The sequence below is a fragment of the Streptomyces sp. SID13726 genome (assembly GCF_010548375.1).
Lineage (GTDB): Bacteria > Actinomycetota > Actinomycetes > Streptomycetales > Streptomycetaceae > Streptomyces.
The window spans coordinates 84,853-108,060 of sequence record NZ_JAAGLY010000025.1 but is presented as its reverse complement, the minus strand read 5'-3'; the positions used below and the strand labels follow the sequence as shown (position 1 = coordinate 108,060).

Sequence of the window (23,208 nt, the reverse complement as noted above, 5' to 3'; positions counted from 1 at the left end):
CTACGACCCCATTAGGTCAAATCGTGTCCTAGTTCTACGGCATCCTCGAACTCATGACGACGGACACCCCGGCACGGCTCCTGACGCTCCTGTCCCTCCTCCAGACGCCCCGCGAATGGCCCGGCGGCGAACTCGCCGACCGTCTCGGCGTCTCCCGCCGCACGGTCCGGCGGGACGTCGACCGCTTGCGCGAACTGGGCTACCCCGTCCAGGCCACCAAGGGCTCCGACGGCGGCTACCGGCTCGTCGCCGGCAAGGCCATGCCCCCGCTCGTCCTCGACGACGAGGAGGCGGTCGCCATCGCCGTCGGCCTCCGCGCGGGCGCCGGACACGCGGTCGAGGGCGTCGACGAGGCGTCCGTACGCGCCCTCGCCAAGCTGGAACAGGTCCTCCCCTCCCGCCTGCGGCACCGGGTCTCCACCCTCCAGTCCGCCACGACCCCGCTCACCAGCGGCGACGGCGCGACCATCCCCACCGAGACCCTCACGGTCATGGCCTCCACGGTCGCCGGCCACGAACGCCTCCGCTTCGCCTATCGCGCGGGCGACGGCGCCGAGTCGCGGCGCGTGGTGGAGCCGTACCGGCTCGTCTCCACCGGGCGCCGCTGGTACCTCGTCGCGTACGACCTCGACCGCGCGGACTGGCGAACGTTCCGGGTGGACCGGGTGAGCGATCCGTTCGCCACGGGGGCCCGGTTCGCGCCGCGGCCCCTGCCCACGGGGAGTGCGGCTGAGTATCTGCGGCAGTCGATGTACCGGCGCCAGGAGACGTACGAGGCCGTCGTCACCTTCGCCGCGGACGTCTCCGTCGTGTCGGCTCGGGTGCCGGGGTGGATGGGGGTGCCGGAGTCTCTTGGGCCGGGGAGGTGTCGGCTGCGGGCGACTGTCGGTGACGCGGTGGAGTGGCTGGCCGTTCGCCTGGCCATGACCGGGGTCGAGTTCGTGGTGGAGGAGCCGGGGGAACTGGTGGTTGCGGTACGGGAGTTGGGTGGGCGGTTGGTTCGGGCTGCGGGGGGTGGCTGAGGGGGGTGCCGGGTTCGGTTGTGTGGTGGGTGCGGGTTCGTCGTGGCTTGTCGCGCAGTTCCCCGCGCCCCTGGGGAGTTGCAGGCACCCTGCGCCGATACGTGACCCCTCGATTGCGGTGCCCGACGCGCGCCACCCTCGGGCCGTTGGCCGCCGACGGTGCGCAGGGGACGGGGTGGGGGGTGTCCGCCCGCAGCGGCCGGCGTCCATAACCGAGCACTGCTCAAGAGACCGAGCCGCCGGACCGAGGACGGATACCCCCCACCCCGGCCCCGACCCCACCACCACGAGGACGCGCTACAGCAAGCCCCACCGGAGCCGAGCGGGCCGCCGCAGGCATCTCAGGGGCGCGGGGAACTGCGCAACAACGCCCGCCCCCACCGAACCCGCAGACGCACAACCGGTCACCCCAACACCCCACCCACCACCCCCAAGTTCCGCAAAGCCAACCCCACCGGCTCCTCCCCCTCCACCTCCCCCGCCGCCCACGCCTCCACCGCACTCCGCACCGCCGCACTCGCCACCGCCGCCACCAGACGCACATCCGCCGCACCCCCCACCCGCACCGCCAGCACCTCCCCCAACCGCCGCTCGGACGAATGGCACACCTCCGCCCACACCCGCCGCAGCCCCGCATCCGAATCGGCCAGCCGGATCAACGTACGGACCCACGACCACGACGCCGTCGAGACGCCCGCCCCCGGCGTGAACGTGTGGCGGACGCCGTGGGCGAGGGCGTCGGGGACCGAGAGGTTCGGTGGGGCGGAGAGGACCGCCTCCGCCCAGAGCCGCGCGCCCGCCGAGTACAGCGGCGCCACCGCCTCCTCCTTCGTCGCGAAGTAGCGGTAGAACGTCCGCGGAGCCACCCCCGCCGCCACCGCGATGTCCTCCGCCCGCGTCCCCCGCAGCCCGTGTTTCACGAACAGCTCCCCCGCCGCCCGGGCGATCTCCATCCGGGTGGCCGCCTTGCGCCGCTCGGTGAGGGAGACGGCCGCCGTGGGATCAGGGAACGCGCTGCTCATGCCCGGCACGCTATGCCGATGTGACAGAATCTGCCATCCGGTGGGTCACCCCGTGGTTCAGGTACGGGGTGACCCACCGTTGCCGTACACCTGGGCAGAGAAAGAGCCGGACCCCGGCACCCAGGGGGGGGAGGGCGCCGAAGTCCGGCTCGGGAGAGTCCCGGCGCCGGGGGGGGTGTGCGTCGGGACTTGGTTCAGGCGGGCCTGGAGGCGAGGCCTCCGGGACCCGAACACCTGGACCCTGAAGTCTTGTTCCCAGGGTCCGGTGGGTTGAAGCGATCGAGTACAGCCATGTTCACGCGGTCTTTAGCCACCCGGCGTACGCGGGCACACCCCGCCTACGCCGCCGCGTCGAACCCGGTATCCCGCGCCAGCTTCTTCAGCTCCAGCAGGGCGTGCTTCTCGATCTGCCGGATCCGCTCACGGGTGAGCCCGTGCTCCTTGCCGACCTCGGTCAGCGTCCGCTCGCGCCCGTCCTCGATGCCGTACCGCATCTTGATGATGGACGCGGTGCGCTGGTCGAGGCGGCCGATCAGGTCGTCCAGCTCCTCGCTGCGCAGCAGGGTCAGGACGGACTGCTCGGGGGAGACCGCCGAGGTGTCCTCCAGGAGGTCACCGAACTGCGTGTCGCCGTCGTCGTCCACCGACATGTTCAGCGAGACCGGGTCGCGGGCCCAGTCCAGGACGTCCGTCACGCGCTCGGCGTTGGAGCCCAGCTCGGCGGCGATCTCCGCGGGCTCCGGGTCGCGGCCGTGCTCGCGGTTGAACTCGCGCTGCACGCGGCGGATGCGGCCCAGCTCCTCCACGAGGTGGACGGGGAGCCGGATGGTGCGGGACTGGTCGGCGATGGAGCGGGTGATGGCCTGACGGATCCACCAGGTCGCGTACGTCGAGAACTTGAAGCCCTTGCGGTAGTCGAACTTCTCGACCGCGCGCACCAGGCCGGCGTTCCCCTCCTGGATCAGGTCGAGGAGCGGCAGACCGCTGCGGGGGTAGCGGCGGGCCACGGCGACGACCAGGCGGAGGTTGGAGCGGATGAACACGTCCTTGGCGCGCTCGCTCTCCTCGACCAGGGCCTCAAGCTCCTCGCGGGTGGCGTCCGCCTTGGCTTCCTCGAACCCGTCGAGGACCTGGCGGGCGAACACTCCCGCCTCGATGATCTGGGACAGCTCGACCTCCTTGGCGGCGTCGAGCAGCGGTGTACGCGCGATCTCGTCGAGGTACATGCCGACCAGGTCGCGGTCGGCGATCTCGCCGCCATGGACGCGAACACTGCGGGCCGCGTCGGCAGAACCGCCGGTGGCGGACTTACGACGGGCGACGGCACGGGTTGCCATGCGTGCTCCCTTGCGATGGTGGGTCAGCGGGTGGTCCTTCGGACGCTGGTCCCCGGCTCCGGCTGCTTCCGGACTCTTCTCGGGTGCCCTGCATCCGATGGAAACAACGACTGGAAACCGGACAGAATTCCCAACCCGTCCCCCTATTTTTCTGATCTTGCAGTACCCTGTGCCGCCACACGAGGAGGCGTGATGTCGTCGGAACCTACAGAGGTGCAGGTCAGGCCGGGAGTCGAGGCTGACCTCGCCGCTCTCACCGACATCTACAACCACTACGTACGTGAGACGCCCATCACGTTCGACACCGCCGTCTTCTCTCCGGAGGAGCGCCGCCCTTGGCTGCTCTCCCACCCTGAAGACGGCCCGTACCGTCTGATGGTTGCCACAGACGTGGACACACAGGAGATTCTGGGCTACGTCACATCAAGCCCGTTCCGCACCAAGCAGGCCTACGCCACCTCCGTGGAGGTGACCGCCTACCTCGCCCCCCAGGCGGGTGGCCGCGGGATCGGCACACTTCTCTACAAGGCCCTCTTCGAGGCACTGTCGACCGAGGATCTGCACCGCGCCTACGCCGGCATCGCGCAGCCCAACGAAGCGTCCACGCGGCTGCATGAACGCTTCGGGTTCCGGTACGTCGGCACCTACCGGGAAGTGGGCCGCAAGTTCGGCCGCTACTGGGACGTGGCCTGGTACGAGAAGGACCTGTAGCCCCCACCGAGGCCCCGCGGCTCAGCCGAACTGCACCGACCGCTTGGCCATCCCCATCCAGAACCCGTCGATGACGGACCGCTGCGCGTCCAGTTCGCCGGTCACGTCGGCCGCGCCCATGGTGACGAAGAGAGGGGCGAAGTGCTCGGTGCGGGGGTGGGCGTAGCGCCCGGCCGGGGCCTTGTCGAGGAAGTCGAGCAGGGAGTCCACGTCCCGCGCCTCCAGCGCCCGCCGGCCCCAGTCGTCGAACTCCGAGGACCAGGTGGGCACTCCGGAGCCGGTGTGGCGCAGGGCGGCGAGGTTGTGGGTGAAGAAGCCGGAGCCGACGATCAGGACGCCCTCGTCGCGCAGCGGGGCGAGCTTGCGGCCGATCTCCATCAGCCGGACCGGGTCGAGGGTCGGCATGGAGATCTGGAGGACTGGGATGTCGGCCTCGGGGAACATCTCGACGAGGGGGACGTACGCGCCGTGGTCCAGGCCGCGGTCCGGGACGTCCTGCACGGGGATTCCGGGGGCGCGCAGCAACTTGCGTACGGACTCGGCGAGTTCGGGGGCGCCGGGAGCGTCGTAGGTCACCCGGTAGTAGTGCTCGGGGAAGCCCCAGAAGTCGTAGACGAGCGGGACGGGCGTCACCGCGCCGATCGCGAGGGGAGCCTCCTCCCAGTGGGCGGAGACCATGAGGATCGCCTTGGGGCGGGGCAGGTCCGCGGACCAGGCGGCCAGTTCGCCGGGCCAGATGGGGTCGTCGGCGAGCGGCGGGGCGCCGTGGCTCAGATAGAGGGCGGGCATGCGCTCCTGCGTGTCGGCGGCCATGGCGGTGACTCCTCCGGAACTTCCGATGTCGAGTGCTTCAAATTTAAAGCTTCTACTCACATGACTGTACGCCTCATTTGTTTAAGCTTCAAGGAGAGAGCTCGTAGAGTGGGATACATGAACACGGCATCCGTCCCCGATGAGGAGCCCCGGTGGCTCGACGAAGAAGAGCAGCGCGTCTGGCGTTCCTACGTGCACGCCACGACCCTGCTGGAGGATCACCTCGACCGCCAGCTCCAGCGGGACGCGGGCATGCCGCACATCTACTACGGACTGCTGGTGGGCCTCGCCGAGGCCCCGCGGCGGCGGCTGCGGATGACCGAGCTGGCCATGAAGGCGAAGATCACCCGGTCCCGGCTCTCGCACGCCATCGCGCGCCTTGAGCGCAACGGCTGGGTGCGCCGGGAGGACTGCACGGACGACAAGCGCGGGCAGTTCGCCGTCCTGACCGACCCGGGCCTGGAGATGCTCCAGGGCGCCGCGCCGGGCCATGTGCGGGCCGTGCGCAACGCCGTCTTCGACCGGCTCTCCCCGGAGCAGCAGAAGTCCCTCGGCGAGATCATGCAGATCGTCGCCGAGGGACTCCAGCCGAACGAAGCGGGTGCGGACCTGCCCTGGCTCCGCTGAGCCGCTCACCCAGCGGGACCAGGGCAGTTCCTGGGGTCGTACGTACGGAGCGTCCCCATCCCCGTACGTACGAGGTTCTCGAAGGGGTACGACCGGACGGTCGCCGTCAGTGGGCGACGACCGGCACCGCCAGCTCCTCCTCGGCGCCCTCTCCGGACCCGGCCACGGTGGTCGTGTCCGGACGGCCGGCGTTCACCAGGGTCACGACGATCGCCGCGGCCAGCACCAGCATGCCGACGGCGAACCAGATGGCGTTGGTGTAGCCGTGCACCTGGCCCTCCAGGGCCACCAGCTGCTGCTGGGACTTGGAGGTCGCGGAGCCGATGTGGTCCTTGATGTACGAGGTCGTGGCCGACGCGGCGATCGTGTTCAGCAGGGCCGTACCGATCGCGCCGCCCACCTGCTGCGAGGTGTTGACCATCGCGGAGGCGACACCCGCGTCACGCGGCTCGACGCCCAGGGTGGCCAGGGACATGGCCGGCATGAAGGCCGTACCCATGCCGAGGCCGAGCAGCAGCATGGCGGGCAGGATCGTCGAGGCGTACGACGACCCGATCTCCAGCTGCGTCATCAGCAGCATGCCGACCGCGGCGACCAGGAAGCCGGGGCCCATCAGCAGGCGGGCCGGCAGGCGGGTCATCAGACGGGTGCCGATCTGGGTCGAGCCGACCATCATGCCGACGATCATCGGCATGAAGGCGAAGCCGGTCTTGATCGGCGTGTAGCCCTTCACGATCTGGAGGTAGTAGGTGAGGAACAGGAAGGTGCCGAACATCGCGATGATCGCGATGCCGAGCGAGAGGTAGATACCGCCGCGGTTGCGGTCGGTGATCACGCGCAGCGGCAGCAGCGGGGCCTTGACCCTGGCCTCGGTGACGACGAAGGCGATCAGCAGGACGGCCGACGCGACGAACATGCCGACGGTCACGGAGTCCCCCCAGCCGTCGGACTCGGCGCGGGTGAAGCCGTAGACCAGCGCGACCAGGCCCAGGGTGGACAGCAGGACGCCGGGGATGTCGAGCGGGTTGCGGTTGCGGCCGCCCTCGGGCTCACGGATGACGAAGTACGCGCCGAGCGCGGCGACGATCGCGAACGGGATGTTCACGAAGAAGGTCCAGCGCCAGTCCATGTACTCGGTCAGCACACCGCCGAGGATGAAGCCCACCGCACCGCCACCACCGGCGATGGCGCCGTAGATGCCGAACGCCTTGGCACGCTCCTTGGCGTCCGTGAACATCACGGCGAGCAGGGAGAGCGCGGCGGGCGCGAGCAGTGCGCCGAAGACGCCCTGGAGGGCGCGGGCGCCGAACATCATGGCCTCGTTGGTGGCCGCGCCGCCGAGCGCGGAGGCGCCGGCGAAGCCGATCAGGCCGACGACGAAGGCGTTCTTGCGGCCCCACAGGTCGGCTATGCGGCCGCCGAAGAGCAGGAGTCCGCCGAAGGCGAGGGCGTAGGCCGTGACGACCCACTGCCGGTTGCCGTCGGAGATGCCCAGGTCGGTCTGGGCCGACGGGAGGGCGATGTTCACGATGGTCGCGTCGAGCACGACCATCAGCTGGGCGAGCGCGATGAAGACCAGCGCTTTCCAGCGGTTGGCGTCACCGGACGCGGCCGGTGCGCCGGAAGCCTTTGCGGCTGTTTCAGACATGGGGGTACCCACTTCGGGACTTCGGTACGGAAAAAGGGAACGAAGAACTGCTGATGGAGACTGCGGAGCTGCTCTGAACTAATCGGTCAGGACTGGCGGAGGCCCTCCATCGTCACGGCCGTCCCCGGGAGCACGGACCGGGCCGGGGCCCGCAGTCCGTCCAGGAACACCTGAAGAGTGCGGTGTACGAACCCGTCGAGGACCATGCAGCCGGTGCCGGCCGGGGGCCGGGACAGCTGGGCCACGGCGACCATCAGGTCGCCGACGCTCACGTCCCCGCGGAGCTGACCGGCCGCCCTTGCCCGGTCCATGAGCTGCTCGACGAGCTGCTCGATCCGTTCGCGGGACGCCACCAGGTCGGGGTGGTACTGGTCGAAGGTGCTCTGGACCATCGGGCACAGAGCGGTGATCCGCTCGTCGGCGGACGCGTGCACGAAGCGCTCCAGCGCCTCGAAGGCGTCCCCGGTCTCCGCGAGCGCGAGTTCGGCCGCCTCGGACGTCCGGTCCATGACGGAGCAGACGACCTCGCGGACCAGCGCGTCGCGGTCGGGGAAGTTGCGGTACACCGTGGCGTTGCCGACGCCGGCCCGGCGGGCGATGTCGTCGAGCGGCACGTCGGGGCCGAACTCGGTGAACATCTCGCGGGCGGCGGTGACGATCCGCTCACGGTTGCGCTGGGCGTCGGCTCGGGGCCGGGGCACCTTGCGCTGCGCGGTCGTCGTGGCGGTCACGGTGTGCTCCCCTCGGGGCTGGTTTCGCGATCCGGGGAAGTGGTCCCCGTTTCGCTCGGACACAGGTCTAAACGGGGAGACGCTCCCCGGTTATTTCAGGTTGAGGAGAAGATGTGGTGTGACCTGAGTCACACGCCCCGGGATACCCACGTTCGGTCTCCTCCAGCGCGCGCCCGACCCGCCCCCGGCAGAGGGTGATCGAACAGGTGCAGCCTTCCGACCAGCGGCTGCCGCGCTGCGAAGGGTGCCCGCATGCTGTCGACCAGACGTCGGATACGCCCGCGCCGGGTCGCCGCCCTCGCCTCCGTGACCGCGCTGACCCTCGCGCTCAGCACCGCGGCCGGCAGCGGGCACCTCGCTCCGGGGACCCCGACCGCGGCCGGACCGATCGCCCTGGCCCGCGGCTCCGCCCAGGGCCCCTGTCTGATCAGCTCCGGCCCCACCGTCCAGATGTCCGAGGGCCTGCCCACCCCCCGCGGCTACTCGCGCTCCACCGGCACCGTCCGCGCCCTGACCCTGATGATCGACTTCTCCGACGCACCGGGCTCGGGCACCGCGCAGAACCGCTTCCGGGAGTTCTTCCCGCAGACCCAGGACTGGTTCCGCACCAGTTCCTACGGCCGTCTCGACTACCGGCCCGAGGCCCCGATCGCCGACTGGCTGCGGATGCCGAAGCCGTTCCGGGCCTACGGCATAGAGCGCGGCGCCCCCTTCGACCCCGGCTACCGCCGGCTGGTCCAGGACATCGTGACCGCCGCCGATCCCCGGGTGGACTTCCGGTCGTACGACTTCCTGAACGTGCTGGTGACCCCGAACGCCGGTCCCTCCGCGCTGGACACCGTCCTGTCGGTGACCTTCGCCGGCAACGTCGACGCGCCGGTCGCCGACGGGGTGCCGGTCGCCAACGCCTCCTTCGTGTACTCCCGCCAGGACGACGGCTCCGGCTCCTACGCGCAGACCGGCTACCGGGTGCTGCCCCACGAGAACGGCCATGTCTTCGGCCTGCCCGACCTCTACACCTCCGAGGGCGGGGGCGCGGTCGGCCACTGGGACATCATGAGCGAGGACTGGGGGGCCGACAACGACCTCCTCGGCTGGCACAAGTGGAAGCTGGGCTGGCTGGACCCGACGCAGGTCAACTGCGTGAGCGAACGCGGCACCTCGGAATACACCCTGACCCCGCTGGCCCGCCCGGGCACCGGCACCAAGCTGCTGTTCGTCCCCCTCTCCCGCCGCACCGGATACGCGGTCGAGCTGCGCACCCGCGAGGGCAACGACGAGACGGTCTGCCGGCCCGGGGTGCTGATCTACAAGGTCGACGCCAACGTGGACACCGGACAGGGACCGGTCCAGGTCTACGACTCCCGCCGCAACAGCGGCGGCTGCACCCGCAGCCCCAACGTCCACGCCGAGCTCTCGGACGCCCCGTTCACCACCGGCGAGGAGTTCCGGGACCTGCGCAAGGGAGTCCGGGTGCGGGTGATGAGCGCGGACGCGGACGGGAACTACCGGGTCTGGGTGACGCGGGGGTAGGGCCTGTCGTTTGGATCAGTCCGGCGTCGCGGGCCCTGGGGCGGGCCGGGCGCGTGGGAGGGCGGCTCGGGTAGGGGCCCGGTCGCCGGGGGCTGGCGGTGTCCGGGGCCGTGGGGCGGATTACCGTAGGCGTGCCGCGATCGCCGTACCGGAGAAACGATGCCCGCTGAGACCACCGCGCCGCTGTCCGCCGTCGTGCCGGACGAGGCGGTCGCCCCGCTGGTCCGGGGGGTCCGGGTGCTCCGGGAGCTGACCGGGGCGGGCGGCACGCTGAGCCTGAGCGGGCTTGAGCGGGCGACGGGGCTGGCGCGTTCGACGGTCGACCGGATCACCTCGACGCTGGCCCGCATGGGGTACGTCCGTCTCGACGGCCGGGACGCGGTGCTCACCCCCCGGCTCATGGAGCTCGGCAACGCCTATCTCGCCGCCCTGCGACTGCCCGCGCTGCTGTCCGGGCGGGCCGACGCCCTCGCCGACGAGCTGGACGAGTCGGTGTCGCTCGCCGTCGCCGACCGGGACGGCATCCGCTTCATCCACCAGGCCACCCGCCGCCGCGCGATGTCCCTCAGCTTCCGCATCGGCGACCTGCTCCCGGCCGAACGCACCGCGCCGGGGCCCCTGTTCGCGGCGGAGTGGACGGACGCCGACTGGCGGGCCTGGCGGGAGCGCCGGGCGGCGGACCCGGCGGACCGCGGCTTCCCCGCCGTACCGCCTCGTGAACTGCCCTGCGACAACGCGGAGTTCGAGCGCACCGCCGAGCAGGCGGGCCGGGACGGCTGGGCGCTGGACGACCAGTTGATCGAGCCGGGTCTGGTGGCGGTCTCCGTCCCGGTACGGGACCCGCGCACGGGCCGGACCGCCTGTGTGGCCAGCGTCGTGAGCCACACCAGCCGCCACACCGCGACCGGGCTGCGCGACACCCTGCTGCCTCGGCTGCGGGCGACCGTGGCCGAGATGGAACGCGAGCTGGCGACCGCCCCGGAGCCGGTGCCCGGCCCGCCGCCCTCGGGCCTGGCCTCCTGGACCGGCGCCTCCAAGCACGAACTGGGCCGGGACTTCGTCGAGTCCCTCGCGCGCGGCCTCACGGTCCTGACGGCGTTCGGCGCGGGCCGGGCGGCCCTGACGCTGACGGACGTGGCCCAGGCGACCGGCCTGGCCCGGGCGACGGCCCGCCGGGCGCTGATCACCTACGAACACCTCGGCCTGGTCCGCCAGCAGCCGGAGTCCCGGACCTTCTCCCTCACCCCCCGGGTGCTGTCCCTGGGCTTCCCGCCCCTGTCCCGTACGTCCCTCCCCCGCATCGCGGCCCCCCACCTGGCGGACCTCTCCGCGCGGGTGGGCGAGTCGACGGCACTGGCGATCCTGGTGCCGTCGGACGCCGGCCCGGCCGCCGCGGAGATCCAGTACACGGCACGGGCCGTCTCGCCCCGGATCATGGGCGTGGACATCCGGGTCGGCACCCGGCTGCCCGCCTCGGCGACCTCCCTGGGCCGGGTGCTGCTCGCGGACGCCCCGGGCCACGCCCTGCTCGACGAGGACTGGGAGGACGGCCTGCGCACCGTCGCCGTGCCCCTCCACGACCGCACGGGCCGGGTGGTCGCCGCCGTGAACGTCGCCCTGCACGCGGCGGGCCGCACGGAGCGGGAGTGCGTCGAGGAGATCCTTCCCGAGCTGCGGGTCACGGCGGAGCGCATCGAGGCGGAGCTGCGGGCGGCGGGGCGGTTCACGAGGATCCCGCTGCTCTGAGGTCGCGGTCGGGCCCGCGGTCCGTCCCGCCGACGCGCTCAGCGGCGCGGTCACCGGCGCGGTCAGCGCAGCGTGAAGAAGACCATCGGGTTGTCCTTGCTCTCCTTCAGCGGCAGGCCCAGCGCGAGGGAGTGCTTGACGTCGTTCAGGCGGCGGTGGTTCTCCGGTGCGTGCGCGCGGGAGGCGGTGAAGAAGGCGGTGCCCCGCTCGGCGAGCCAGCGCAGCAGTACCGCGCCCTCGGTGAACGGCAGCGGCCGGCGGCCGTGGAAGACGTCGTGGACGCACACCGGTATGCCCGGCCGCATCCGCGGCATCAGGTGCCGGAGGTACCAGCGGGCGAAGCTCGCCGAGTGCGCCGCGTCGATGAACAGCAGGTCCGCGGTGTCCGGGATCTTCTCCAGGTTCTCCTTCGCGTCCCCTTGCGTGAAGGTCCAGCGGCCGGCCGAGAGGCTCTCGGGGACGTTGCGCACGACATGGTCCACGATGTCGTACGAGTACAGGTGGCCGGTGCCGTTGTCCTTGAGGGCCTGGAGGATCCAGGTGGTGGACCAGCCGTGGAAGGTGCCGATCTCGACCACCGTCTCCGGCCGGGCCTCGCGCAGCAGGAGGTAGGTGATCTCCGCCTCCAGGTCGTCGAGCTGGGCCTTCATGGAGAGCGGCGGCGCCAGCAGTGCCCGCTGCTTCTCGCGGACCCGGTCGAGGTCGGTGGCGTAGCTCCGGTAGAGCTGGACGACGTGGTCGAGGTCGATGGTCTGGCGCATGTGTGCTCCGTGCGGTTCCGGTCCTGGTCGGTCTGGACGCGGGAATGCTGGAGCGTGAGGTCGGGCCGGCACGTCACACCGGGGTGCCAACCGCGGTGTCCCCCCTGGGTAGGGGGTGGCTCAGCCGGACTTGCCCGGGACGATCAGCCCCGACTCGTAGGCGGCGACGACGAGTTGGGCCCGGTCGCGGGCGCCGAGCTTGGCGAGCAGCCGGGTCATGTGGGTCTTGACGGTCTGTTCGGCGACCACCAGCTCGGCGGCGACCTCCGTGTTCGACAGGCCCCGCGCGACCAGCAGCAGGACGTCCCTCTCCCTGGCCGTGAGGCCGTTCAGGCGCAGCCGGGCGGACTGGCCGGGTGTGCCGCGGCGCCGGGCGACGTCCTCGATGAGCCGGCGGGTCACGGACGGGGCGAGCAGCGCGTCCCCGGCGGCGATCACCCGTACCGCCTGGAGCAGTTCGGCCACCGGTGCGTTCTTGAGCAGGAAGCCGCTGACTCCGGCGCGGAGGGCTTCGTAGACGTAGTCGTCGATGTCGAAGGTGGTCAGCATGAGCACCCTGGGCCGGTGCGTCACCCCGGGCGGCGGGTCGAGGAGCCGGCGGGCGGCCTCCAGGCCGTCCATCTCCGGCATCCGTACGTCCATGAGGACCACGTCGGCGTGCGTACGGCGGCTCACCTCGACGCCGAGGCGGCCGTTCGGGGCCTCCCCCACGACGTCGATGTCGCTCTGCGCCGCCAGCAGCGCCGCGAACCCCGAACGCACCATGTCCTGGTCGTCCACGACGACCACCCGGATAGTCACCCTCAGTCCTCCTGTCCCGACCACCTGGCACGGCCCGGCCACCACGGGCACGAGCAGGACGGCCGGGCGGCGACCGCGCCCCACTCTCCCGTCACAACCACGAGGGCCGCCTCGGTCGAACGGCCAGAGGGGGCGGGCGGGGGCTCGGCCGAATGGTGGAGGCCCCGGGGAAGGGGTGGGTCGGGGATACCGGTCGCCGGGCCGGGGCGGGGTGCTGTGGGCACGGTGGGTCGGGAGGGGCGGGCAGGGCACGGGGGCCGGGACAAACACCAGGGCACGCAGACACGGTGAGCCCGGGACCAGCACCGGAGCAGGCGCGGGGGCCGGGACAAGCGGCCCGGTCGGCCGGGAGCGCCGCCCGTCAGCGGGTCGAAGTCGGCAGCAGGGCCGTGACCTCCCAGCCGTGTCCGTCGGTGCGTGGGCCCGTGTGCAGGGTGCCGCCGAGGGTGGTGACCCGTTCGGTGAGGCCGACCAGGCCGAAGCCGCCGCCGCGGGCCGCGGGGGGCAGTCGGGTGGTGGTGCCGTGGCCGTCGTCGCGGACCGTCACCTCCAGCGCGCGGCCGTCGTGGGTGAGACGGACGGTCACCCCGGTGGCGTCGGCCGCGTGCCGCCGTACGTTGGTGAGGGCCTCCTGGACGACCCGGTAGGCCGCGGCCTGCACCTCGTGGGGCAGTCCGTCCGGCACCGACGGGTCGCGGCACAGCTCGGCCTCGGGGCCGACGGCTCCACGGAAGCCCGCCACCAGCTCCGGCAGCGCGGCCAGGTCGCCCGTCGCACGGCCGCCGTTGTTCCGGCCCTCCGGGACCTCGCGCAACAGCCCGACCGTACGGCGCATGGAGTCCAGCGCCTCCACCGCGGCCCGCTCGATGTCCTTCAGGGTGCCGTCCAGCCGCGCGGGCTCCGTCGTCGCGAGGAGCTGCGCCACCTGCGCCTGCACCAGGATCCCGGTGACGTGGTGGGCCACGAAGTCGTGCAGGTCGGCGGCCATGGCGAGGCGCTCGGCCCGGCGGATGTCGGTGACGGCGGCGCTCCGCCGGTGCTCCTGGGTGCGCAGATAGCCGCCGAGCCCGGCGGCCCCGCCGGCCAGGAACAGCTCCAGGAAGGGGTTGACCGACGCGAGGTCGGAGCCGACGGCGTCCCGGTAGGCCAGCGCGCACAGCGCCGCCCCGTTCAGGACCCCGCACACCACCGCCCCTCGCGTGGAGCAGTCGCGCACGGCGATCACGAGGAGGCACAGCAGGATGCCCATCTCGCCGAGGCTGTAGGCCGCCTGACGGCCGGCCAGCAGGACCGCCGCGCTCGCCGCACCGGAGACGACCGCGGGCACGGCCGTGCGCACGGCAGGGGTGAGCCACGCCGGACGCCGGGAGACGGGCCACAGGACGGCGGCGAGTCCGACCGGCAGGACGGTCCACTGGGGCCAGGCCACCAGGTCGGCGTCCCACGTCACCAGCAGGTCGGGGACGGTCGCCACCAGCAGCAGGACGGCGCCCAGCACCTTGAGCAGACGCGGCCCGCGAGCACGGGCGGGCGGTGCGCCGACGGCACGCGCGGGGTTCAGGAGGTCCACGGGACGGGACCCTAGCCCCGGCCCGCCCCGCCCGGATCGGCCGAACGGCCGTGTCCTGCCCGGCTCACGGCCGCGTCCATCGGCTGATCGGCCAGGACCCTGTCCGTCCCATGGGCCCGAATTGCCGCGGATCGGAGGAGAAACGTACGGTGGGCGCCCGTTCGATGCTGTGCAAGGGCCGAGAGGTACGCCCGGTGGGACGACGCGAGAAGCCGGTGGACCCCGATGCCGGTCCCGTGCAGCGGCTGGCCCACGAGCTGCGCCTGCTGCGGGAGAAGGCGGGGAAGCCGCCGTACCGCGAGATGGCCGGGACGGCCGGTTACTCGACGACCGCGCTCTCCCAGGCGGCGGCCGGCGACCAGCTGCCCTCGCTCGCGGTGGTGCGGGCGTACGCCGAGGCGCTCGGCGCCGACCCGCGGGAGTGGGAGGAGCGCTGGCGGGAGGCGGACGCGGAGGTCCGCGCCGCCTCGGCCGAGGAGCGCGCGCCCTACCGGGGCCTGGCCCGTTTCGAACCGGATGACAGCGAGCTGTTCTTCGGCCGGGACCAGCAGGTCGGCGCGTTGCTGGGGCTGGTGCGCGGGCACCGGTTCGCGGCCGTGTTCGGCGCCTCAGGCAGCGGCAAGTCGTCCCTGCTGCGGGCCGGGCTGATCCCGGCGCTGCGGCACGAGCGGGGCGCGGACCGCCCGGCGGTGGTGCGGGTGCTCACGCCCGGCGAGCGGCCCGCGCGCACGCACGAGAGCGCGCTCGTCCCGCGCGAGGGCGAGCTGGACACCTGGGTGATCGTCGACCAGTTCGAGGAGCTGTTCACCCTCTGCCACGACCCCGCCGAGCGCGACCGCTTCCTCGACCTGCTGCTGCGCTCCCGCGACCCGTCGAGCCGGCTGCGGGTGGCGATCGCCGTGCGCGGTGACTTCTACGGCCACTGCGGCGCCCACCCCGGGCTCGCGGAGGCGGTGAGCCGGGCGAACCTGCTGGTCGGCCCGATGAGCCGGGACGAGCTGCGGGAGGCGATCACCGGACCCGCGACCGCCGAGGGCCTGAACGTGGAGCGGGTGCTGACCTCGCGGGTCGTCGACGAGGTCGCCGAGCGCCCCGGCGCCCTGCCGATGCTCTCGCACGCCCTCTTGGAGACCTGGCGCCGCCGCCGCGGCCGCACCCTCACCCTGGCCGCTTACGAGGAGGCCGGCGGGGTCCGCGGTGCGATCGCCGCGAGCGCCGAGCAGGTCTACGGCGCTCTCGACCCGGAGCAGGCCCGTACCGCCCGTCGCGTCCTGCTCCGTCTGATCGCCCCCGGCGACGGCGCCGCCGACACCCGCCGCCCGGCGTCCCGGGCGGAGCTGGAGCCCGGCGCGGGTGAGGTCCTGGAGCGGCTCGCCGCGGCCCGTCTGGTCACCCTGGACGGCGACACCGTCGAGCTGGCCCACGAGGTGCTGATCACCGGCTGGCCCCGGCTGTCCGGCTGGATCGAGGAGAGCCGGGAGCAGCTGCGCGCCCAGCGGCACCTCGGGGAGTCGGCCCGCGCCTGGGAGGAGCTGGACCGGGACGCGGGCGCGCTGTACCGGGGGGCGCGGCTGGCGCAGGCGGAGGAGTTGTTCGGCGGGCGGCGGCGGGACGAGCTGGCCGGGCCGGAGCGCGCCTTCCTCACCGCCTCCCGGGCCGCCCGTGACGCCGAGCGGGCGGCCGGTGCGCGGGCCGCCTGCCGTACCCGCGGGCTCACCGTGGGGCTGGCCGCGTTCCTGGTGCTCGCGCTGGCCGCGGGGCTGCTGGCCTGGCAGCGGGACCGGGCGGGCGAGGAGGAGGCGGCGAAGGCGGCGGCCCGCCGGCTGGCCACGGTGTCGGACAGCCTGCGCTCCGCCGATCCCCGTACGGCCGCGCTGCTCGCGGTCGCGGCCTGGCGGCTCTCCCCGCTGACCGAGTCCCGCTCGGCCCTGCTGACGGCCCTGGCCCGGCCGGAGCGGGACGCCTTCACCGACCCGCGCACGGGCGAGAGCGTCCGGCGTTTCCTCACCGGCCGGGGCCGGACCCTGGTGACCGTCGCGGGCACCGAGGTGACCGTCCGGAACGTGGCCGACCACAAGATCACCGCCGGCTACCGGCTGCCGTCCGGCACCGAGGTCTCCGGGGCGGGTCCGGACGGCCGCACCCTCGTCGTCACGGGGCAGAACGGCGACGAGCTGTGGGACCTCGCGGCCGGCCGGCCCGCCGCCGAGCTGGGTGACGCGGCCTACTGGGCGGCGCCCGACGGGAGCGCCTACGTCACCGGTCCGGTGGCCGGCTCCGGTCCGGTGCGGGTGCACCGGACCGCCGACGGCGAGGTGCTGTTCGGCACGGACGTGGCGCGGGGCTGGACCACCGCGGCGCTCGGCCCGGGCGGCCGGCTCCTCGCGCTGTGCCCGGCGGGCGGCGCACCCCAGGTGTGGGACACCGTCCACGACCGGAAGCTGCCGGGCGCCTGGCAGAAGAGGGACGGCACCTTCTGCGGGACCGGCTCGGGCGCGGACGGCGGCTCACGGCTGCTGCGGTTCAGCGCGGACGGCCGGCGCCTGGCCGCCGTGTCGGGGAACACGGCCACCGTCTGGGACGTCTCCGGCGGACGGACCGTGGCCGACTTCGCGGGCGACGGGGACACCGGTTTCAGCGACGCGGTGCTCTCCGCGGACGGGGAGTTCCTGGCCACGGCCGACAGCGCGGAGATCGCCGTGTGGCAGCTGGCGAACGGCGGCGGCCAGGTCTTCCACACCTCCCTGGCGGGCGCCGAGGTGCAGGACCTGACCTGGGACCCGGCGCAACACAGCCGGACCCTGCGCTACGTCGACGGCGCCACCGTCCGCAGTTACGACCTGGGCGACTACCTCGACGCCCGCTGGCACCGCACCCCGGCGGAGGCGTCCGCGCTCAGCCCGGACGGCTCCGCCCTGGCCACCGCCACCCGCACCGGCCACACCTACCGCCTCGACCTGCGGGCCACCGGTACCGGCGCGGTCCTCGCGCACGCCACGCTCGGCCCGCTGCCGGGCGACACCGACGGCGGGCCCCCGCGGCTGGCCTTCAGCCCGGACGGCACCGCCCTCGCGGTCGCCGACACGGTCTCCGCGCACGGCTCGCTGCGCCAGCGCTTCACCGTCTGGGACGTCCGCGCCCACCGGGTCCGCACCTCGTTCGAGACCTCCGGCGCGGTGGACCGCGCGGTCGAGGCGCTGGCCCTCGGTCCGGGCGGCCGCACCCTGCTGGCCGGGCGGGACACCCTGAGCGGCGTCGGCACGGCCGAGGTCTGGGACACCCGCACCCACCGCCGTACGGCCACCCTCAAGGGCTCCCTCGGCTCGGGCGACCTCGCCCTGCGGCCGGACGGCCGGCTGCTCGCCGACTCCGCCGACCAGTACGCCGAGCTGCCCGCCGGCCGGCTGCGCGGGCGTTCCCTGGCGGACGGACGGCAGGTCACCGCGCTGGCCTTCAGCCCCGACGGCAGCCGCTTCGCCGTCGGCGACGTCACCGGGCACATCACCCTCTGGGACGGTGACCTTCGTGCCCGTACGGGCATCCTGACCGGCACCTCCGACACCGTCACCGCGGGCGAGGCCGAGGCCGTGAGCGCGCTCGCCTTCTCCGCCGACGGCGCGACCCTCGCCGTGGGCGGCCGGTACGGCACCCTGCGCCTGTGGGACACCGCCGGGCAGCAGCTCCTCGGCACGGATCTGCCGAGCCGGGACGACATCGCCGCGCTCGCCTTCACCCACGACGGCTCGGCGCTGTACGCGAGCGGTCCGGACGTCCTGCTCCAGCGCCATCCGATCGCCCCGGCCGACGTGGCCCGCGTCCTGTGCGAGCGGTCCGGCGGCGGGCTCAGCCGGGCGCAGTGGCGGACGTACGTGCCCGACGCGTCGTACCGGCAGGTGTGCTGAGGGCCTCGTTCCCCGGCCGGGGTTTTTTGTTCAGGGCGACCGGGAGGGTCGCTGAAAAACGGCGCTGATCTGCAGGATCGGAATCCGGAAGACCCCCTCGACCCCAGGTTCTGATCCCATGCGCACACACCTCCTCGTCCCTTCCGTCCTCCTGCTCGGCTCCCTGGCGCTGACGTCCGCCTGCTCGTCCGGCTCCGCCGGGACCGCGGACGGCCCGACCGCCGCCGCGCGGCCCGGGGCGTCCGCCTCGGCCTCGCCGGTCCGGACCGTCGACCCGGCGCAGATCAAGGGCCTCCAGATCGTCAGCGACAACAGCGAGAACACCTCGTGCGCGTGGGCGACCAGCTACCCGGACGTGCCCGGCGCGACCGCGATGACCGACGCGATGAAGAAGGACGTCCAGGGCCGCCTGGCGTCCTTCCGCTCGGCCTGCTCCGGCGGCGCGGCCACCGGCAGCGAGCTCAACATCACCTACCAGTTCCTGGTCGCCTCCGGGGACGTCCTCGGCGTCCGGCTCACCACCCTGGGCGGTGATGGACCCGGCAGCGGGCTGGCGCAGCGCACCTACTGGTACGACGGTGCCGCGGGCGCGTACCGGCCCACCCCGAGCCTCGTCGCCGACGGCTCCCGGAACGCCTTGTTCGCCGCCCTGAAGAGCCGGCTCAAGGGCCGGGACGGCACGGACGCGAACTCGGTGGCCGAGGGCCTGGACGACGTGTCGGTGCTCGACGACATGGCGTTCACCGCGGGCGGCGACCTGCGGGTGACCTTCGCGCCGGGCACGGTCGGCGCCGTTCCCGCCGGCTCCTACGTCGTGACGGTCCCCAAAGGGACGGTCACGCCCTGGCTCTCCGCGTTCGGGAAGCGCGCTCAGCGGCAGAGCGTCAGCCCGTCCGGATCACTCAGCCTCGGGGCGGCCGCCACGCCGACGCCGGCGGTGCCGACCCACACTGCGTCCGGCGACGACGACACCGACTGCAAGAAGGTCCGGTGCGTCGCCCTGACCTTCGACGACGGCCCGTCCGCCGCGTACACCGGGACGCTGCTGACGTATCTCGCGCAGTACCACGCCCGGGCCACCTTCTTCACGGTCGGCCAGAACGTCGCCGCCCACCCCGAGCTGGTGCGCGCCGAGGCCCGCGCGGGCCACGAGGTGGGCAACCACTCCTGGAGCCACCCCGACCTCACCAAGCTCGGCGCCGAGCAGGTCGCCTACCAGCTCAACCGGACGAGCGCTGCCATCAAGGCCGCCACCGGCACGGCACCCACCCTGTTCCGCCCGCCGTACGGCGCGATCAACAGCACGGTCCGGCAGGCCACCCGGCTCTCCCCGGTGCTGTGGACCCTGGACACCGAGGACTGGAAGTACCCGAACGCCGCGAAGGTCGCCGCGTCGGTCGTCTCGAAGGTCGAGCGCGACGACGTCGTCCTCATGCACGACATCCACCCCACGTCGGTGGCGGCCGTGCCGGAGATCCTGCGCACCCTGTCCGCCCGGGGCTACCACTTCGTGACGGTCAGCCACCTGCGCTCGACGATGTGATCTGGTCCGGACCTTTCTAAAACGTTTCACGGTCGCCCTCGGATCAAATTTTCGGCACGGACATTGACCACGATGAGGCGGAACCCTAACCTCCGGGCAACCCTGTTGAAACCTTTCACGAGCCGAGGCCGCGCCATGCCCTGGGACCTGTCACGTCGAAGACTTCTCCAACTCGGTGGTGCCACGGCCGCCTCGGTCGTGCTGACCGGCCCCCGCGCCCTCGCCGCCCCGAGCGTCCCCGGCGCCCCCGGCAAGCCGCCCGCGCCCACCGGGACGCTGACCGACCTGCTGCCGCAGGCGCTCAACACCACCGCCGGACAGCGGCCCCGGTTCAGCTGGCAGGTGCCGGACTTCGGCGCCGGGACCGTGCAGCGCTCCTACCAGCTCCAGGTGGCGGCCACCCCGGGCGGCTTCGACGGCGGCAAGCTGGTCTGGGACTCGGGGCGGCGGACCTCCGGCGCCTCCGTCGCCGTACCGTACGAAGGGCCGGCGCTGAAGCCCCGTACCGCCTACTGGTGGCGGGTGTCGAGCTGGGGCGAGCAACGGTCCGCCTGGTCGGCGCCGACCCTGCTGGCCACCTCGGTCGAGGACCAGTGGGAGGCCGAGCCGGTCTGGGTGCCGGCCGGGCCGGTGATGACCGACGGGACCCTCACCGTCCGCGTGAAGATCACGGCGGTGGCCGCCGGGCTGTGGTTCCGGGCCGCGAACACGTCCAACAACTACATGTGGCAGCTGCGCGCCGGCAGCCCCGGTGTGCTGCGCAAGCACGTCTGCGTGAACGGCGCCTACACCGTCCTCGGCGAGGTCAGGCTGCCGTCCGCCGTCACCGCCGGCGAGTGGCTGGACCTCTCGGTCACCATGACCGGCGCCACCTTCACCACCTCCGTGGGCGGCACGGTCGTCGACACCACCACCGACTCCCGGTACGCCTCCGGCAACATCGGCCTGCGCAACGGCCTGACCGAGTCCCAGGTATACGACCGGGTGACCTTCACGGCCGCCGACGGCACCATGCTCCTCGACGACGACTTCGCCTCCGACAAGGGCACCTTCGCCGCGGGCACGGTCTCCGGCGGCACGCTCGCCTTCCCCACCGGCGCCACCTCGCTCTCCTCCTACGGAGCCGACGACACCTGGGCGCTGCTGCGCCACGAGTACGCCACCGACCCGAGGAAGAAGGTGGCCGCGGCGGTCCTGTACGTCGCCGCGGGCTCCCCCGACCCGGGCCGCCAGTACGTGGCCAAGGTGTGGTCCAACGGCTCGGTGGTCGGGCACGCGTCGGTGCGCTCGGGCACCGGGACGGCGTACCAGGCGTTCGACGTCACCTCCACGCTCGGGAAGTCCAACGCGCTGGCCGCCCTGTGCTGGACCACCGCGGGCCAGGCGTTCCTGGCCCAGCTGGAGATCACGTACACCGACGGCAGCCGTACGACCGTCTCCTCCGGCGACCACTGGAAGGCGCGCCGCCAGGCCGGGCTGCTGCCGGCCAGGGGGAGCGCGGGCAGCAGCTACTACACCGTCCCGCAGGAGTACTGGGACCTGCGCCAGGAGCCGGTCGGCTGGACCCGGCCCGGCTTCGACGACAGCGGCTGGCTGACCCCGGTCGTGCGTCCGGCGATCAGCCCGCTCGTGCCCGCCGCGATCGAGCCCGTACGGCTGCACGACGTCACCCCGGCCGCCGTCACGAAGGTCGCCGACGGGCGCTGGCTGGTCGACCTCGGCCGGGAGATCGTCGGCGGGCTGGCCCTGGAGGTCACCGGCACCGCGGGCGACACCGTCGAGGTGCGCCTGGGCGAGGAGCTGAACACCGACGGCACGGTCAGGTACCAGCTGCGGGCCACGAACACCTACCGCGAGGTGTGGACCCTGCGGGACGGGAAGCAGCGGTTCGAGCACTGGGGGTACCGGGGTTTCCGCTGGGCGGAGCTGCGGACCTCGCTGGACCTGTCCGGGGCGGTCGTCACCGGCCGTGCCTGGAAGCTCGACTGGGACGCGGACGAGGTCTCCTTCCGCAGCTCCGACCCCGCGCTCGACCGGGTCTGGGAGCTGTGCCGCTACTCCATCGAGGCCACCCGCGGCGACCTCTACGCCGACACCCCGACCCGGGAGCGCGGCCCCTACGAGGGCGACGCGCTGATCAACCAGCTCTCCGAGTACGGCGTCCAGCGCTCCTACGCGCTGGCCCGCTGGTCCAACGACTACCTGGTCCGCAAGGGCACCTGGCCCACCGAGTACCGGCTGATGTGCGCGCTGTCCGCGTGGGAGGACTACCTCGCCACCGGCGACGACCGCCAACTCGCCAAGGACTACGACCTGTTGGCCGCGAAGAACCTCATCCCGTACCTGGACTCACGGGGGTTGGTCAGCAAGGCGCCCGGCAGCAGCAGCCAGGACCTGGGCGACCTCGTGGACTGGCCGGTCGCCAGCCGTGACGGGTACGTCTTCACCAACGTCAACACCGTCGTCAACGCCTTCCAGTTCGCGGCCTTCGACGCGCTCGCCAAGTGCGCCCAGGCGCTGGGCAGGGCAGCCGACGCGAAGACCCTGCGGGGCCGCGCCGACACCCTCGCCGCCGCCATGCGCACCACCCTGCTGGACGGCGCGGGCGGCCGTTTCCTCGACGGCGAGGGCACCACCCACAGCGCCCAGCACGCCACCGCCTTCCCGGTCGCCCTCGGCGTCGCCGACCCGCTCGCCGCCGACGTGCGCAAGCGGCTCGGGGAGACCCTGGCGGCGGGCGGGATGCGGGTCAGCGTCTACGGGGCGCAGTTCCTGCTGGACGCGCTCTTCCGGCTCGGCCGCTCCGACGCGGCACTCGCGCTGCTCACCTCGACGGCCACCAACTCGTGGCTGCACATGCTGGATTCACTGAAGGCCACCATCGTCATGGAGGCCTGGGACCCGGCGCTGAAGTCCAACACGACGTTCTCCCACGCCTGGGCCTCCGCCCCGGCCAACGCGATCCCCCGGTACGTGCTCGGCGTCCAGGTCAGCTCCCCGGGCGCGGCGGAGTTCCTGGTCCGGCCCAGGACCGGCGCGCTGACCGAGGTGGCGGGGACGGTGCCGTCGATGCGCGGCCCGGTGAAGGTCGCCGTACAGCGCTCGGGGGACGTCCACACCACGCAGGTCACGGTGCCGCCCAACTCCCGTGCGGTGCTTGAGGTGGAGATCGGCAGCGCCGCCGCTTCCCGGTACCGGGCGACGGGGCCGGGCGGCCCGGTGCCGGTCAAGGCGGTCACGGACCTCACCGGCACGGTGCTGCGGATCGGGCCCGTGGGGTCCGGCACGACGAAGGTGGAGCGCACGCGGTCCTGATATTCACAGGGGCCCGTGGGAGCACAGGTATTGACGGTCGTCTCGCCTGGCTCCTACGGTCCCCTCCGGTACCACGAACGCCGTTCGACATATCGAGCAGGCGACGGTGCGGGCGACGACGCGGGA

At 72.9% G+C, this 23,208-nt stretch carries 16 protein-coding genes; 8 read left to right on the top strand and 8 right to left on the bottom strand.

From position 1 onward, the window contains the following. Window positions 1-53: 53 nt before the first annotated feature. Window positions 54-1,022 (top strand): YafY family protein, encoded by a 969-nt coding sequence (locus tag G3I78_RS39550; RefSeq protein WP_164433946.1) that lies wholly within the window; start codon window positions 54-56, stop codon window positions 1,020-1,022. Between the two features lie 404 nt (window positions 1,023-1,426). On the opposite strand, the gene G3I78_RS39545 is transcribed toward G3I78_RS39550, so the two are convergent. Both G3I78_RS39545 and G3I78_RS39540 read right to left on the bottom strand, forming a co-directional pair. Further along, window positions 1,427-1,975, bottom strand: a complete 549-nt coding sequence (locus G3I78_RS39545) for a TetR family transcriptional regulator (RefSeq protein WP_164433972.1) — start codon at window positions 1,973-1,975, stop codon at window positions 1,427-1,429. Window positions 1,976-2,382: 407 nt separating this feature from the next. Then, entirely contained in the window at window positions 2,383-3,381 is a 999-nt protein-coding gene (locus G3I78_RS39540; RefSeq protein WP_164433945.1) for a sigma-70 family RNA polymerase sigma factor, read from the bottom strand. Window positions 3,382-3,573: 192 nt separating this feature from the next. Here G3I78_RS39540 and G3I78_RS39535 point away from each other — a divergent pair, with 192 nt between their 5' ends. After that, entirely contained in the window at window positions 3,574-4,092 is a 519-nt protein-coding gene (locus G3I78_RS39535) for a GNAT family N-acetyltransferase (protein ID WP_164433943.1), read from the top strand. Between the two features lie 21 nt (window positions 4,093-4,113). Here the strand turns inward: G3I78_RS39535 and G3I78_RS39530 are convergent, their stop codons facing one another. Beyond that, window positions 4,114-4,905, bottom strand: a complete 792-nt coding sequence (locus G3I78_RS39530; protein WP_164433941.1) for a class III extradiol ring-cleavage dioxygenase — start codon at window positions 4,903-4,905, stop codon at window positions 4,114-4,116. A gap of 117 nt (window positions 4,906-5,022) precedes the next feature. Between G3I78_RS39530 and G3I78_RS39525 the strand changes: the two genes are divergently transcribed. Then, window positions 5,023-5,532 (top strand): MarR family transcriptional regulator, encoded by a 510-nt coding sequence (locus G3I78_RS39525; protein WP_164433939.1) that lies wholly within the window; start codon window positions 5,023-5,025, stop codon window positions 5,530-5,532. Between the two features lie 106 nt (window positions 5,533-5,638). Here the strand turns inward: G3I78_RS39525 and G3I78_RS39520 are convergent, their stop codons facing one another. After that, window positions 5,639-7,180, bottom strand: a complete 1,542-nt coding sequence (locus G3I78_RS39520) for an MFS transporter (protein ID WP_164433936.1) — start codon at window positions 7,178-7,180, stop codon at window positions 5,639-5,641. A gap of 86 nt (window positions 7,181-7,266) precedes the next feature. After that, the gene (locus G3I78_RS39515; protein WP_343243964.1) at window positions 7,267-7,911 is read right to left on the bottom strand and encodes a TetR/AcrR family transcriptional regulator; all 645 of its coding nucleotides are present in this window, start codon (window positions 7,909-7,911) and stop codon (window positions 7,267-7,269) included. A 252-nt stretch (window positions 7,912-8,163) separates the two neighbouring features. Between G3I78_RS39515 and G3I78_RS39510 the strand changes: the two genes are divergently transcribed. Together G3I78_RS39510 and G3I78_RS39505 are read left to right on the top strand one after the other, a co-directional pair. Next, window positions 8,164-9,444: a M6 family metalloprotease domain-containing protein gene (locus G3I78_RS39510; RefSeq protein WP_164433932.1), complete on the top strand. Its 1,281-nt coding sequence runs from the start codon at window positions 8,164-8,166 to the stop codon at window positions 9,442-9,444. A gap of 159 nt (window positions 9,445-9,603) precedes the next feature. After that, entirely contained in the window at window positions 9,604-11,190 is a 1,587-nt protein-coding gene (locus G3I78_RS39505; RefSeq protein WP_164433930.1) for a helix-turn-helix domain-containing protein, read from the top strand. 62 nt (window positions 11,191-11,252) lie between these two features. On the opposite strand, the gene G3I78_RS39500 is transcribed toward G3I78_RS39505, so the two are convergent. From G3I78_RS39500 to G3I78_RS39490, 3 genes are all read right to left on the bottom strand, one after another. Next, a complete protein-coding gene (locus tag G3I78_RS39500) occupies window positions 11,253-11,951 on the bottom strand; it encodes a class I SAM-dependent methyltransferase (RefSeq protein ID WP_164433928.1) in 699 nt (232 codons plus the stop codon). Window positions 11,952-12,071: 120 nt separating this feature from the next. Further along, window positions 12,072-12,752, bottom strand: coding sequence for a response regulator transcription factor (locus tag G3I78_RS39495; RefSeq protein ID WP_164433925.1), 681 nt, complete (start codon window positions 12,750-12,752; stop codon window positions 12,072-12,074). 361 nt (window positions 12,753-13,113) lie between these two features. After that, window positions 13,114-14,322, bottom strand: coding sequence for a sensor histidine kinase (locus G3I78_RS39490; RefSeq protein WP_164433919.1), 1,209 nt, complete (start codon window positions 14,320-14,322; stop codon window positions 13,114-13,116). 194 nt (window positions 14,323-14,516) lie between these two features. Here G3I78_RS39490 and G3I78_RS39485 point away from each other — a divergent pair, with 194 nt between their 5' ends. From G3I78_RS39485 to G3I78_RS39475, 3 genes are all read left to right on the top strand, one after another. Next, window positions 14,517-18,224: a hypothetical protein gene (locus tag G3I78_RS39485; RefSeq protein WP_164433917.1), complete on the top strand. Its 3,708-nt coding sequence runs from the start codon at window positions 14,517-14,519 to the stop codon at window positions 18,222-18,224. Between the two features lie 118 nt (window positions 18,225-18,342). Beyond that, window positions 18,343-19,767, top strand: coding sequence for a polysaccharide deacetylase family protein (locus tag G3I78_RS39480; protein ID WP_164433915.1), 1,425 nt, complete (start codon window positions 18,343-18,345; stop codon window positions 19,765-19,767). 135 nt (window positions 19,768-19,902) lie between these two features. Continuing rightward, window positions 19,903-23,082: a family 78 glycoside hydrolase catalytic domain gene (locus tag G3I78_RS39475; protein ID WP_164433914.1), complete on the top strand. Its 3,180-nt coding sequence runs from the start codon at window positions 19,903-19,905 to the stop codon at window positions 23,080-23,082. Window positions 23,083-23,208: the final 126 nt, after the last annotated feature.

Excerpts from the sequence above, each read along its gene's own strand:
- G3I78_RS39505 (WP_164433930.1), top strand. The coding sequence starts at position 9,604 with ATGCCCGCTGAGACCACCGCGCCGCTGTCCGCCGTCGTGCCGGACGAG.
- G3I78_RS39480 (WP_164433915.1), top strand. The coding sequence starts at position 18,343 with ATGCGCACACACCTCCTCGTCCCTTCCGTCCTCCTGCTCGGCTCCCTG.
- G3I78_RS39520 (WP_164433936.1), bottom strand. The coding sequence starts at position 7,180 with ATGTCTGAAACAGCCGCAAAGGCTTCCGGCGCACCGGCCGCGTCCGGT.
- G3I78_RS39525 (WP_164433939.1), top strand. The coding sequence starts at position 5,023 with ATGAACACGGCATCCGTCCCCGATGAGGAGCCCCGGTGGCTCGACGAA.
- G3I78_RS39530 (WP_164433941.1), bottom strand. The coding sequence starts at position 4,905 with ATGGCCGCCGACACGCAGGAGCGCATGCCCGCCCTCTATCTGAGCCAC.
- G3I78_RS39545 (WP_164433972.1), bottom strand. The coding sequence starts at position 1,975 with ATGGAGATCGCCCGGGCGGCGGGGGAGCTGTTCGTGAAACACGGGCTG.
- G3I78_RS39475 (WP_164433914.1), top strand. The coding sequence starts at position 19,903 with ATGCCCTGGGACCTGTCACGTCGAAGACTTCTCCAACTCGGTGGTGCC.
- G3I78_RS39535 (WP_164433943.1), top strand. The coding sequence starts at position 3,574 with ATGTCGTCGGAACCTACAGAGGTGCAGGTCAGGCCGGGAGTCGAGGCT.
- G3I78_RS39540 (WP_164433945.1), bottom strand. The coding sequence starts at position 3,381 with ATGGCAACCCGTGCCGTCGCCCGTCGTAAGTCCGCCACCGGCGGTTCT.
- G3I78_RS39510 (WP_164433932.1), top strand. The coding sequence starts at position 8,164 with ATGCTGTCGACCAGACGTCGGATACGCCCGCGCCGGGTCGCCGCCCTC.
- G3I78_RS39500 (WP_164433928.1), bottom strand. The coding sequence starts at position 11,951 with ATGCGCCAGACCATCGACCTCGACCACGTCGTCCAGCTCTACCGGAGC.
- G3I78_RS39550 (WP_164433946.1), top strand. The coding sequence starts at position 54 with ATGACGACGGACACCCCGGCACGGCTCCTGACGCTCCTGTCCCTCCTC.